The sequence below is a fragment of the Escherichia sp. MR genome (genome assembly GCF_005280595.1).
GTDB lineage: Bacteria > Pseudomonadota > Gammaproteobacteria > Enterobacterales > Enterobacteriaceae > Escherichia > Escherichia ruysiae.
This window is the reverse complement of the sequence record NZ_SZVK01000009.1, coordinates 48,860-62,471: the sequence shown is the minus strand read 5'-3', so window position 1 is coordinate 62,471 and position 13,612 is coordinate 48,860. Positions and strand designations below refer to the sequence as shown.

Sequence of the window (13,612 nt, the reverse complement as noted above, 5' to 3'; positions counted from 1 at the left end):
AAAATGAACGTAATTGAAACTGAAATTCCTGATGTGCTAATTTTTGAACCAAAAGTATTTGGTGATGAACGTGGTTTCTTTTTTGAGAGCTTTAACCAAAAAGTATTTGAAGAAGCTGTAGGGCGGAAGGTTGAATTTGTTCAGGATAACCATTCTAAATCCAGCAAAGGCGTATTACGCGGGCTTCATTACCAGCTAGAACCTTATGCCCAAGGAAAACTGGTACGCTGTGTTGTCGGTGAAGTTTTTGATGTTGCGGTTGATATTCGCAAATCGTCACCTACGTTTGGCAAGTGGGTTGGTGTGAATTTATCTGCTGAGAATAAGCGCCAGTTGTGGATCCCTGAGGGGTTTGCTCATGGGTTTTATTCAAAAGAAGAAGGAACAGAAATATTGTATAAAACAAATAATTTTTACTCAAAAAATCATGAGAGATGTATTATGTGGAATGATGTTGTATTAAACATAGATTGGCAATTAGATAACGAACCTCTTTTGTCACCAAAGGATTGTTTGGGTACTCCATTTATAAAAATTGATTATTAATAAAAGACATTAATAATGAGCATTAAAATAAATAGTTTAATAAATTTGGCTGGATATGCAATCCCAACTTTATTGTCAATACCTGCGATGGGTTATTTGGCAAGGGCTTTGGGAATAACAGACTTTGGCTTTTTTTTAATGTTTTTTACAATAGTAGGATACGCTAGCATATTTGACCTTGGGCTTTCGCGAGCAGTTGTGCGCGAGATATCGTTAAATAAAAATGATATAAAAGCAACTAGTCAAGTAATCACAACATCAGTATTTTTAACTATATTTATTGGGATTGTTGTTTCCGTTATTTTCTATTACAGTGATCATAAAATAGCATCCTTAATTAGTGGGCCTGAACAAACTGAGAATGTAGCATACGCTATAGGTGTTTTATCTTATTGTCTACCGTTCTACCTTCTGAATTTGGTTTGTTGGGGGATATTAGAGGGATATGAAAAATTCAAATTATTAAATATACAAAAAACAATCACAGGTATTTTAACTGCAATACTACCTATTATTCTTATTCATGAAAATATTAGTTTGCTTAATGCTACTTGGGGGCTGGTCATTGCGAGAATAACTGGAGCTCTTTTAAGTGTGTTATTTGTTTTTAGAAATAACAAAGTCACAATGGATCTTAGTTTAAATAAGACAAAAGCACTATTAAGTTTTGGCGGATGGGCAAGTATTAGTAGTATAATTAACCCATTGCTTACAAATATTGACCGGTTTATATTGTCAAATGCAGTTGGTCCTGCTAAAGCATCGTTATATATTGCCCCTGCAGATGCGATATCAAAGTTACTTATATTGCCAACAACAATCGCAAGGACAATTTTTCCTGCACTATGTAAGAATAATACAAAAGGTGAGAGAAAAAAAATAATAAAAGAGGCTACACTATTAATTGGTGTAAGTAGCATAATTATAGCTATTATATTTTCTTTTAAAGCTGGTGATATCATAACTTTATGGCTTGGGAAACAATATAGCACAGAGAGTCCTTATATATTTCAAATATTATTGATAGGTTTTGTATTCAATTCTTTTGCTCAGGTTCCGTTTGCTCAAATCCAATCGAAAGGATATGCAAAAATTACGGGGGTCATTCATCTTATTGAATGTATTCCATACCTGCTAGTTTTATATTTCTCGATTATGTATTTTTCTGTTGCCGGTGTTGCTTATGCTTGGAGCGCAAGAGTTACCGTCGATTATTTTATTTTAATGCTTATTTCGTTGAGGCTGGAAAAGAAAAAATGAAAATCCCGGTATTAGTGACTTCTTGTATCTCACCTAATGCTCCGCTTACAAATCTTTCTGATGAAAATGCAAGATTATCACTTACATTGAAGGCGATAAGGGAGTTGTCAAAAAATGCAGATTCACTCGTAATATGTGATGGTAGTGATTATGATCTAACTAAAGATATCTATAATGATAAAGAAATAATTAATAAGGATTCAATCGAAATATTACATTTTAAAAACGATGTGGAGAGTGTTAAATCTTATGGCAAAGGTTACGGAGAAGGTGAGATAGTTGAATATGCATTAATGAATAGCCACTATTTATCTGGGGCAGAACATTTCGCAAAAATCACCTCAAAACTATATGTTGATAATTATAGGCAATGCATAAAAGCGTTCAATGGAAAGGCTTTTTTTATTCCAGTGCCTTTTTTGAAGGAGAATATGATTGACACAAGGTTTTATGTGGTAAATAAAAAATTATATCATGACTTCTTTGCTGATTCTTATAAAAATGTTCGAGACCTTGATGGGGTTTATTTAGAACATGTTTTTTTTGAACAGATTGAAAAAAATAAATTAACAGGAGTTATTGGAACAATAATACCAAAAATAAGAGGTTTTTCTGGCACATTTAATATCGAGTATTGTACTGATAGTAAAGTTAAGAGCTTGATTAAAGAATTAAGGTTGAAATATATTGCTATGAAAAATAAGTGAGTAGAGATGAATAGCTTAAGGATCACTATAATAACATCAACGTACAATTGTGGATATGATTTTTGCAAGACAGCGGAATCTATTAAAAATCAAACTTATGATAATATCCAATGGATTGTAATTGATGGTAACTCTAATAAGTCAACACTAAAGCATATACAAAAATATACCGACATCATCGATTATTTTTTATGCGAGTCTGATCAAGGTATATACGACGCTTGGAATAAAGCTCTACCTCACATAACGGGCGATTGGGTTATTTTTATGGGTGCCGGCGATACCTTTTATGAAAATAATACGCTTATAAAAATAATCAATGCTATGCGTGAAAATGAGAATGCAACAACTATATATGGTGATGTGTATTTTGGTGAAAAAGATAACATAGTTGGGATTTATGGGGAAATAAAGAAAAAATGGGAATGTGGTCGACCCGCGCTCCCTCCTCATCAGGGGACTTTTCAGCACTCAAGTCTTTTTAAAGATAATGTTAATTGCTTTGATACAAAATTAAAAATAGCGGCTGATAGTGATTTTTTGATACGAACAATTGATCCGGATAAAATACATTATGTTAATTTTCCTGTATCAATTATGGATGCTTCCGGTATAAGTTCAAATGAGTCTAATAAAGAATTGGTTAAGGAGGAAATCGCATATATTCTTGCTAAAAATAAAATTTCCATGCCTCTATCATACAAGGTGAAATTTATTTTTTATAATATCTTGCAGGATTTATTTAAAAAAATTGTTCCACAAAAATTATATCAGAAAACAAAATCAATTAAGCGCAAATTATTCGGTCTAAGATAGGGGGGGGTGTGGTCATAATTTATTGTTTAAATATTACAATAGCTATAGTATTATATTTCTCTTTTTCTTTATTAGCTACGAAAACACTAAGGCTTAAAATTGCCAATCCATTTACAATTTATGCGATTATTTTATTTCCGGTTTTTTTATTAGAAAATATCTTAGCTCCTCTTTTTTATGGTGCGGATTTTGCTTTAAATGAATATTATAATGAAGCTTTATTTATATATAACATCTATTCTTTTACGGGTATTTTGTCTATAATTTTCTTTTATTTGGTGTTCAATACAGTATTTAAAAAAAGTGAAATTTCCTTCAACCATGTGATTTCAAAAGGTAAATTAAAAAGAATATCCAACATTACATTAATTCTATTTGTCGCTTTATTTGTTCTTCTTTCTTCAAAGTCAGAAATAGGTATTTCCGGATGGTTAATGAATCCAAGGGACGGTTATCAAAACTATCGAGAAGGTAATGGATTTTTATATGCTTTTTCTTTAAGTACGCTTTCAGCATCTTATTTTACTAGAGCGTTAGCTTTACGCTCAGAAATGAAATTATTTATATGTGCTATATTATATTGTGTCTTGGTGTTTTTTCTAGGCTCAAAAACTTTTATTCTTTCATTCGCGATTTTTTATCTTGCAGTGTTAAGCCTCAATCAATCTAAGTTTTTAAAATTTGGACTCATTTTAGTTACGCCTCTGGCAGCATGTGCCATTCTTTATAATTTGTTTTTAGCTATTGGTAATATGAATGTTGATGTCGTGTTGTCTTATTTTGATCAATATCAAAATAGTATTTATTTGCTTCAGGATCTTGATAAAGGCGTAGTTAAATTATTTAATGGTACAGTTTATTTCAGTCAATTTTGGTCTTATATACCGAGAAGTTTGTTTCCAGAGAAACCATTTGTGTATGGCTTCCTTCATGTAAATGAAATATATTATCCAGGTGCTGCGGAATCTGGTCATACTCCAGCCTTTTCAAAGGGGATGGATAATTTTGTTGATTATGGATATGTAGGGTTGGTAATTTTAACATTCCTGACACCTATGAATATATTTTATGGCTATATTTTTGCTAAACTCAAAGTTTTCAATAAAAACGTAATAACAAACTCTGCTTCGTATCTGCTACTTTCTTTAATTCTTATTTCACCTTCATTTGGCACGTATTTTACTGGGCCTGCATATGTGTTGTTACTAATCTTCTTTATGATATTGTTCGTTCTAATCGAACGTATTACCTTACGGGGGCGATAATGGTAACTATTGATGGAATTATTTATAACCTCCAATCATTTGGTGGAATAAGTGTATATTTTAATGAGTTGATCCAGGGAATGGCGAAGTCAAACTACCAGGCTGAAATTTTGTTGTATAAAAATAAAGAGTTTGAGTTCGATACAAATAACTTAAAGTTACAATATCGTACACCAAGAGTTTTAGAAAGATATAAAAATGTTTCTGATGTTAAAGGTGGCGTTTTTCACTCAAGTTATTATCGAGTACATAAAAATCCTTATTTAAATGTAAAAAATGTTACAACTGTTCATGATTTCACATATGAAAAATATAGAGGAGGAATGTCAAAATTCATTCATACACTTCAAAAATATCATGCTATCAAAAATAGTGATATCGTAATTTGTATTTCAAACAACACAGCCAGGGATTTACTCAAGTACTGCCCAATTAGTGAAGACAAAATTAGAGTGATTTATAATGGTGTATCTTCATCATATAAACATCTATCCAACCTATTGGATATAAGAGTCAATAACTCAGTCTTATTTGTCGGTGCTAGAGAAGGTTATAAAAATTTTGTTCTTGCAGTTAAAGCTGTGGGAAAGTTACATGACTTAAAGCTTACGATAGTAGGTGGAGGAGCACTCAAAAAATATGAAAAAGAACTCCTTGAGAAATATTTGAAAAATAGATATGAACATTTTTCTTTTTTGAGTAATGAAGATTTAAATATACAATATAATACTGCATATGCTCTTGTTTATCCCTCCAGTTATGAGGGCTTTGGAATACCTGTCATAGAAGCTATGCAGGCCGGATGTCCAGTTATTTGTGCGAATACATCTTCATTGCCAGAAGTAGGAGGAGATGCGCCTATTTATATTGATGATATTAATGAGTTCACTTTAAAAGAAGCTTTAGAATTAGTTAATTTAAAAAGAAATGATATGGTCGATAGAGGTTTACTTCAGGCGCGAAAATTTTCATGGTCAAAATGTGTTAACGAAACAATTAATGTTTATAACGAATTAAATATTTAGGAATATAAGATGATTAAAATGAAGAAAAAAGTTGCATTTATCACTGGCGTAACTGGGCAAGATGGTTCATATCTTGCCGAATTTCTCATTGAAAAAGGTTATGAAGTACATGGTATAAAACGGCGAGCATCGTCATTTAACACTGATAGAATTGATCATATTTATCAATCCCGATTCGTAGATGAGCCTAATTTTATATTACATTATGGAGATTTAACCGATACTTCAAATCTGATCCGTTTAATTCAGGAGATTCAACCAGATGAAATTTATAACCTTGGTGCACAATCTCATGTAGCTGTGTCATTTGAGTCACCAGAATATACAGCAGATGTAGATGCAATAGGGACGTTACGATTATTGGAAGCAATACGAATCTGTGGGTTGGAGAAAAAAACACGTTTCTATCAAGCATCTACTTCAGAACTTTTTGGTTTAGTTCAAGAGATTCCTCAACGTGAAACTACTCCATTCTATCCGCGTTCGCCATACGCTGTAGCGAAAATGTATGCTTATTGGATAACAGTTAACTACCGTGAGTCTTATGGCATATATGCGTGTAATGGAATTCTTTTTAACCATGAATCGCCACGCCGTGGAGAAACATTTGTCACTCGTAAGATTACTCGTGCAATAGCTAATATTTCACAGGGGATCGAGCAATGCCTATATTTGGGTAATCTAGATTCGTTGCGTGACTGGGGACATGCTAAAGATTATGTTCGCATGCAATGGATGATGCTTCAGCAAGATCATCCAGAGGATTTCGTCATTGCCACAGGTAAACAGATTTCTGTGCGTGAATTTGTCCGTATGGCAGCTAAAGAAGTCGGTCTTGAACTTGAATTCTCTGGTGAAGGTGTGGATGAGATAGCTACAGTAGTAAATAAAATTTCCGATTGTGCTATTGGTGTAAATGTTGGGGATGTTATAGTTCGGGTTGATCCTCGTTATTTCCGTCCTGCTGAAGTTGAAACCCTCTTAGGTGATCCTGCAAAAGCAAAAAATATATTAGGATGGGAGCCAGAGATTACAGTTGAAGAGATGTGCGCGGAAATGGTTGCTAGCGATTTGTTAAAAGCAAAACAACATGCACTTCTTAAAAGCCATGGCTATGATGTTTCGGTTTCTCTGGAGCGTTAATACATGATAAAGAAAAGAGTTTATGTCGCAGGACATCAAGGTATGGTGGGTTCTGCAATCTGTAGACAATTATCAGTACGTAATGATATTGAATTAATTGTTAAAACACATAAAGAACTCGATTTGACGATTCAGAAAGATGTTAAACATTTTTTTGAAGAGGAGTGTATTGATCAAGTTTATCTTGCCGCAGCAAAAGTCGGTGGGATCTATGCTAACAATACTTTTCCGGCAGAATTCATCTATCAGAATCTCATGATAGAGAGTAATATTATTCATTCAGCTCATAAAGTTGGAATTCAAAAATTACTATTCTTAGGTTCTAGCTGTATATATCCTAAGTTCGCAGATCAACCAATGAAAGAATCTGCGCTTTTAACAGGCATACTTGAACCAACAAATGAGCCGTATGCCATCGCAAAAATTGCGGGAATAAAATTATGTGAATCTTACAATCGGCAATATGGGCGTGATTATCGGAGCATAATGCCAACTAATTTGTATGGTATTAATGATAATTTTCATCCTGAAAATTCGCATGTTATTCCTGCCCTCATGCGTCGATTCCATGAGGCAAAAGAAAGCGGTGCACCAGAAGTTATTGTCTGGGGAACGGGAACTCCAATGCGTGAATTTTTATATGTTGATGATATGGCTGCAGCTTCGGTTTATGTTATGGAGCTTGAAGACAAAATTTATCAAGAACATACACAGCCAATGTTATCCCATATTAATGTAGGCACAGGTGTTGATTGTTCTATACGTGAAATGGCTGAAACAATGGCCTCTGTAGTTGGTTATCAAGGGAAAATTGTTTTTGATGCTACAAAACCAGATGGTACACCACGTAAATTAATGGACGTTACTCGCTTAAAAAATTTAGGTTGGGAATATCGCTATAGTTTATATGAAGGTTTATCATTGACATATCAATGGTTTCTCGAAAATAAAAATACTTTCCGAGGCTAATTGTGACTAAGAGATTAGAATTTGAGTTATTTAAAACAATAGTTGAGCATACTCCTCTAATCTCGATTGATCTCATAATTAGAAATGATAAAGGTGAGGTGCTGCTTGGGCAGCGCCTGAATCGCCCTGCGAAAAATTATTGGTTTGTACCTGGTGGGCGAATTTTTAAGGATGAGTCATTCGAGATAGCTTTTAAAAGGATAACATTTGAAGAATTAGGCTACCAAATCACTCTTGATCAGGCGAATTTTCTTGGGGTGTATGAACATTTCTATAATGATAATGTTTCTGGGACCGATTTTTCTACTCACTACATAGTGCATGGATACGAAACCCAATTTAATCCTCAGCAAATTCGACTACCAACGGCCCAGCATAATTCCTACAAGTGGTTTGATGTAGAAGCCTTACTTCATAGCACTATTGTTCATCAGTATACCAAAAATTATTTTATTCCAAGGTAATAAATATGCTACTTCCCGTTGTCATGGCCGGTGGTTCTGGGACCAGATTATGGCCTCTCTCACGTACACTTTATCCGAAACAGTTCCTGTCCTTAAATAGCCGGTTAACTATGTTGCAAGAGACTTTGCGACGGCTTGAAAAGGTTGAACACACTCCTGCTTTGATTATTTGTAATGAATCACATCGTTTTATCGTTGCTGAACAATTGCGTAAAGTAGGTTTAAAGCATAGTGGAATTTTGCTTGAGCCTGTTGGACGGAACACTGCACCTGCCGTTGCGCTTGCGGCACTTCAGGCAACGGTAGCTGGAGAGGATCCTATACTCTTGGTTCTTGCAGCTGACCATGAAATTCAGAATGAAGAAAGTTTTATTGCAGCAGTTTTGGCTGCTAAGGATTTCGCGACGCAAGGTAAGTTGGTTACCTTTGGCATAGTTCCAACTGCTCCAGAGACAGGATATGGTTATATTAAGTCAGGTGATTCACTTGGTGGGCAAGGTTATAAAGTTGCAGCTTTTGTTGAAAAGCCAGGGCTAGAATTAGCTCAGCGGTATTTGTCAGATGGTGGCTATCTTTGGAATAGTGGAATGTTTATGTTCAGAGCATCTGTATTTATTGATGAACTGAAAAAATTCCGCCCAGATATTTTAGAGAGTTGCCAACAATCCTTAGCTTCCTCGACACAAGATTTAGATTTTATCCGCTTGGATAACTCTTCTTTTTCTTGCTGCCCTGAAGAGTCAATTGATTATGCCGTTATGGAAAAAACATCTGAAGCTGTCGTCGTTCCGTTAAATGCGCAATGGAGTGATGTTGGGTCATGGTCTGCGTTATGGGAAATAAGCTCAAAAGATCAAAGCGGTAATGCCATTCGTGGTGACGTACTGGTCGAAGATGCTACAGATAGTTATCTTTATTCGCAGCATAGACTTATTGGTGCAGTGGGCATAAAGGATTTGGTTGTCGTTGAAACGAAAGATGCTGTATTGGTTGCACATAAAGACAAAGTTCAGCAAGTTAAGAATATAGTTGCACAGCTTAAAAAGAATAATCGAACAGAATATTTACAGCATCGGGAAATTTTTCGTCCTTGGGGTAGTCATGATACTATTGCTGAAGGGGAACGATTCCAGGTAAAGCATGTGATTGTATTACCTGGACACATTACGGCTAAACAGATCCATTATCATCGTACTGAACATTGGGTGGTTGTATCGGGGACAGCTAAGGTTCATCTTGAGGATAAGACCTATCTTGTTTCAGAAAATGAATCAACATATATTCCTGTTGGCGTTCCACATTCAATTGAAAATCCTGGCAAGATCTCACTTGAAATAATTGAAGTTAGATCCGGTGTCTACCTGGAAGAGGATGATGTTATAAGAGTTTCTTCATCAGGGGTTGGATACTAATGAGGATTTCTATTATTACAGCAACCTATAATAGTGAAAAAACTCTGCTTGATACATTGCTCTCTCTGGAAAAACAAACGCATCCAGATATAGAGTATATAATTATAGATGGGGCCTCTAACGATAATACAATTGAGCTAATTAAAAGTAATTGTACAAGAGTTTCAAAAATCATTTGCGAGCCAGATAAAGGTATTTACGATGCGCTGAATAAAGGTATTCAGGTAGCTACTGGTGATGTTATTGGATTTTTACATTCTGATGACTTACTTGCTTATGATGATGTTATTGCAGATATAGCAAAAACATTTGAAAATTCGGGGTGTGATGCTGTTTATGGTGATCTGGAATACGTTTCTCAGAATGATACGGCTAAACGTATTAGATTATGGAAAAGTGGCACGTTTAGCCGTGTGAGAATGAAATTAGGTTGGATGCCACCTCATCCATCATTTTATATGAAACGTGAATGTTATAATAAATTTGGTGATTTTTCATTAGATTATCGGATTTCTGCTGATTATGACTCATTATTGCGTTATATTCTAAAACAACGAGTTTCGGTAGCTTATTTACCTAAAGTATTAGTGAAGATGCGTGTTGGCGGAATTAGCAATCGCTCAATATCTTCAATGGTTAATAAGTCAATGGAAGATATTCGTGTTATGAGGAATAATGGTATTATCTGGCCATTAGCCTTAGCGTATAAAAATCTTTCAAAACTCCCTCAATTTATTAAAAAGTAATCATCATGTTAAATGCTAATAAAGTTATTGATCAAAGCAACATTGCTTTCGGCACTAGTGGTGCGCGCGGTTTAGTCGTTGATTTTACCCATGATGTATGCGCTGCGTTCACCCATGCTTTCCTTTCAGTTGTACAAAATAAATCTAACTTTAATACGGTAGCCTTAGCAATCGATAACCGTCCCAGTAGTTATAAAATTGCACAGGCATGCGCATATGCAATAAAACAACATGGGTTCAACGTTGAATATCATGGTGTCATTCCTACACCAGCGTTGGCATATTATTCGATGCAGAAAGGCATACCATGCATTATGGTTACCGGAAGTCATATCCCATTTGATCGCAATGGATTGAAATTCTATCGACCAGATGGGGAAATTACAAAAGAAGATGAAGTTGCGATAGCAAATAGTCAATATACGTTTTCTCCTGTAACTGCATTACCTCATTTGGAAACTAGTTCTCAAGGTGCTAATTCATACATAGCACGATATGTGTCATTATTTGATGAAAATATTCTAAAAGGCAAAAAAATCGGTATTTACGAACACTCTAGTGCCGGTAGGGATTTATATGCCCCATTATTTAGTCAATTAGGTGCTGAAGTCGTATCTTTGGGCAGAAGTGATGAATTTGTTCCCATTGATACAGAGGCAGTTAGTGAGGAAGATCGAGTAAGAGCGCGTGAATGGTCGGAGAAATTTAAGCTGGACGCTATCTTCTCCACCGATGGAGATGGTGACCGACCGCTTGTAGCAGATGAAAAAGGTGAGTGGTTAAGAGGTGATATCCTGGGACTTCTAACTGCTGATGCTTTAAAAATTCAGGCATTAGCGATTCCAGTCAGTTGTAATACCGCAGTTGAGCTATCAAACAAATTCACATGTATTCAACGTACAAAAATCGGTTCCCCGTATGTTATTGCTGCGTTTGAAGAACTTAAGAATCGATACGACGCTATTGCTGGTTTTGAGGCCAATGGTGGTTTTCTTCTGGCATCAGACCTGTTGATTAATGGAAAAACGTTAAAGGCGTTACCAACCCGCGACGCGATATTACCTGTATTAATGTTATTAACGACAGCCAGTAAAGGTAAAATATCAACATTAGTTGAAAGTCTTCCTCAGCGTTTTACTTGGTCCGATCGTGTAAAAGATTTCCCAAGCGTTGAAAGCAAAAAAATAATTAATGATGCGATTTCAGCGCCCGATGCTTTTTTAAATAAGTTGGGATTTTCAACACTGACTTGCATTGATATTGATGAAACAGATGGTGCAAGATTTACACTTTCAAACGGTGCTGTTATTCATCTTCGCCCATCAGGTAATGCGCCTGAGCTTCGTTGCTATACTGAAGCTAATGATGAGAGTCAGGCGAAAACATATGTCAATACAGTATTAAGTAATATTGTTCTTTTACGTAACTGACATAATCTTATGTAACAATGTATGCAAACGAGGGTATGCTCAACACTTAACAACCAACAGATATAAACAGTTTGTTGGGATGACTATGATATACAGCACTACACACATATATGTAACTTGAGTTAACATCTGTTTCATATTTCAAGCCGCGCAACCCCGCGGTGACCACCCCTGACAGGAGTAAACAATGTCAAAGCAACAGATTGGCGTCGTCGGTATGGCAGTGATGGGGCGCAACCTTGCGCTCAACATCGAAAGCCGTGGTTATACCGTCTCTATTTTCAACCGTTCCCGTGAGAAGACGGAAGAAGTGATTGCTGAAAATCCAGGCAAAAAACTGGTTCCTTACTATACGGTGAAAGAGTTTGTTGAATCTCTTGAAACGCCTCGTCGCATCCTGTTAATGGTGAAAGCAGGTGCAGGCACGGATGCTGCTATTGATTCCCTGAAACCATACCTCGATAAAGGCGACATCATCATTGATGGTGGTAATACTTTCTTCCAGGACACCATTCGTCGCAACCGTGAGCTTTCCGCAGAAGGTTTTAATTTCATCGGTACTGGTGTTTCCGGTGGAGAAGAGGGCGCGCTGAAAGGGCCTTCCATCATGCCTGGTGGTCAGAAAGAAGCCTATGAACTGGTTGCGCCAATCCTCACCAAAATTGCTGCCGTAGCTGAAGATGGCGAACCGTGTGTTACCTATATTGGTGCCGATGGTGCAGGTCACTACGTAAAAATGGTTCACAACGGTATTGAATACGGCGATATGCAGCTGATTGCGGAAGCCTATTCTCTGCTGAAAGGTGGCCTGAACCTTTCCAACGAAGAACTGGCTCATACTTTCACCGAGTGGAATAACGGTGAGCTGAGCAGCTACCTGATCGACATCACTAAAGATATCTTCACTAAAAAAGATGAAGACGGTAACTACCTGGTCGATGTGATTCTGGATGAGGCAGCTAACAAAGGTACTGGTAAGTGGACCAGCCAGAGCGCACTGGATCTCGGTGAGCCTCTGTCACTGATCACTGAATCAGTGTTTGCTCGTTACATCTCTTCTCTCAAAGAGCAGCGTGTTGCGGCGTCTAAAGTACTGTCCGGCCCGCAAGCACAACCTGCAGGCGACAAAGCTGAATTCATTGAGAAAGTTCGTCGTGCGCTTTATCTGGGTAAGATTGTTTCTTACGCTCAGGGCTTCTCACAGCTACGTGCCGCGTCTGAAGAGTACAACTGGGATCTGAACTATGGTGAAATCGCGAAGATCTTCCGTGCTGGCTGTATCATCCGCGCTCAGTTCCTGCAGAAAATCACTGATGCTTACGCTGAAAATCCGAAGATCGCTAACTTGCTGTTAGCGCCGTACTTCAAGAAAATCGCCGACGATTACCAGCAAGCTCTGCGTGATGTAGTAGCCTATGCGGTACAGAACGGTATCCCGGTTCCGACCTTCGCCGCTGCGGTTGCCTATTACGACAGCTACCGTGCTGCGGTACTGCCTGCGAATCTGATCCAGGCACAGCGTGACTATTTCGGTGCGCATACTTATAAACGCATTGATAAAGAAGGTGTATTCCACACCGAATGGTTGGATTAATCTGATTTAATCAGTAATAAACTAAGGCCCGGCATTTATCGCTGGGCTTTTTTTTGCCATAAATCTTATAGACTAAATTTCATTGCTTAATATTAACTTAATAAATATTAGCTATCCTTATAAAGAAAATCTGAATTGTTTTTCGTTGCGTTGACCAGTCATCATCGTAGCGTTAAAACTTTTAACTCTTATCAGGATGCTAAAAACATCATGATTCATAGTTAAGTTAATTCTG

Annotated in this window: 13 protein-coding genes; all 13 read left to right on the top strand. The window is 36.6% G+C overall.

Annotated elements, in window-relative coordinates; all coding sequences use genetic code 11:
• The first annotated feature begins 3 nt into the window (after nt 1-3).
• Nucleotides 4-546 (top strand): dTDP-4-dehydrorhamnose 3,5-epimerase, encoded by a 543-nt coding sequence (gene rfbC, locus FC814_RS06190; RefSeq protein WP_001100714.1) that lies wholly within the window; start codon nt 4-6, stop codon nt 544-546.
• A gap of 15 nt (nt 547-561) precedes the next feature.
• Nucleotides 562-1,806: a flippase gene (locus FC814_RS06185; protein ID WP_000023341.1), complete on the top strand. Its 1,245-nt coding sequence runs from the start codon at nt 562-564 to the stop codon at nt 1,804-1,806.
• A complete protein-coding gene (locus tag FC814_RS06180; RefSeq protein WP_000701379.1) occupies nt 1,803-2,513 on the top strand; it encodes a hypothetical protein in 711 nt (236 codons plus the stop codon). Before FC814_RS06185 ends, FC814_RS06180 begins: the two co-directional genes overlap by 4 nt.
• 6 nt (nt 2,514-2,519) lie before the next feature.
• A complete protein-coding gene (locus FC814_RS06175; protein ID WP_001087210.1) occupies nt 2,520-3,329 on the top strand; it encodes a glycosyltransferase family 2 protein in 810 nt (269 codons plus the stop codon).
• 8 nt (nt 3,330-3,337) lie between these two features.
• Nucleotides 3,338-4,594 carry an O-antigen polymerase gene (locus FC814_RS06170; RefSeq protein WP_137325660.1) on the top strand — a complete coding sequence of 419 codons (1,257 nt, stop codon included), beginning with the start codon at nt 3,338-3,340 and terminating at the stop codon, nt 4,592-4,594.
• Nucleotides 4,594-5,619, top strand: a complete 1,026-nt coding sequence (locus tag FC814_RS06165) for a glycosyltransferase family 1 protein (protein ID WP_000256236.1) — start codon at nt 4,594-4,596, stop codon at nt 5,617-5,619. The genes FC814_RS06170 and FC814_RS06165 overlap by 1 nt, the downstream gene beginning before the upstream one ends.
• Nucleotides 5,620-5,637: 18 nt before the next feature.
• Nucleotides 5,638-6,762: a GDP-mannose 4,6-dehydratase gene (gene gmd, locus FC814_RS06160; RefSeq protein ID WP_024165189.1), complete on the top strand. Its 1,125-nt coding sequence runs from the start codon at nt 5,638-5,640 to the stop codon at nt 6,760-6,762.
• A gap of 3 nt (nt 6,763-6,765) precedes the next feature.
• Nucleotides 6,766-7,731 (top strand): GDP-L-fucose synthase, encoded by a 966-nt coding sequence (locus tag FC814_RS06155; RefSeq protein WP_010347078.1) that lies wholly within the window; start codon nt 6,766-6,768, stop codon nt 7,729-7,731.
• A 2-nt stretch (nt 7,732-7,733) separates the two neighbouring features.
• Nucleotides 7,734-8,195 (top strand): GDP-mannose mannosyl hydrolase, encoded by a 462-nt coding sequence (locus tag FC814_RS06150; protein WP_000166825.1) that lies wholly within the window; start codon nt 7,734-7,736, stop codon nt 8,193-8,195.
• 5 nt (nt 8,196-8,200) lie between these two features.
• Entirely contained in the window at nt 8,201-9,607 is a 1,407-nt protein-coding gene (locus FC814_RS06145; RefSeq protein ID WP_000926415.1) for a mannose-1-phosphate guanylyltransferase/mannose-6-phosphate isomerase, read from the top strand.
• Complete coding sequence (locus FC814_RS06140; RefSeq protein WP_001222850.1) at nt 9,607-10,353, top strand: glycosyltransferase family 2 protein; 747 nt, start codon at nt 9,607-9,609, stop codon at nt 10,351-10,353. Before FC814_RS06145 ends, FC814_RS06140 begins: the two co-directional genes overlap by 1 nt.
• Nucleotides 10,354-10,358: 5 nt before the next feature.
• On the top strand, nt 10,359-11,783 hold the full coding sequence (locus FC814_RS06135) for a phosphomannomutase (RefSeq protein WP_000930628.1): 1,425 nt from the start codon (nt 10,359-10,361) through the stop codon (nt 11,781-11,783).
• A gap of 187 nt (nt 11,784-11,970) precedes the next feature.
• A complete protein-coding gene (gndA, locus tag FC814_RS06130; protein ID WP_105279385.1) occupies nt 11,971-13,377 on the top strand; it encodes an NADP-dependent phosphogluconate dehydrogenase in 1,407 nt (468 codons plus the stop codon).
• Nucleotides 13,378-13,612: the final 235 nt, after the last annotated feature.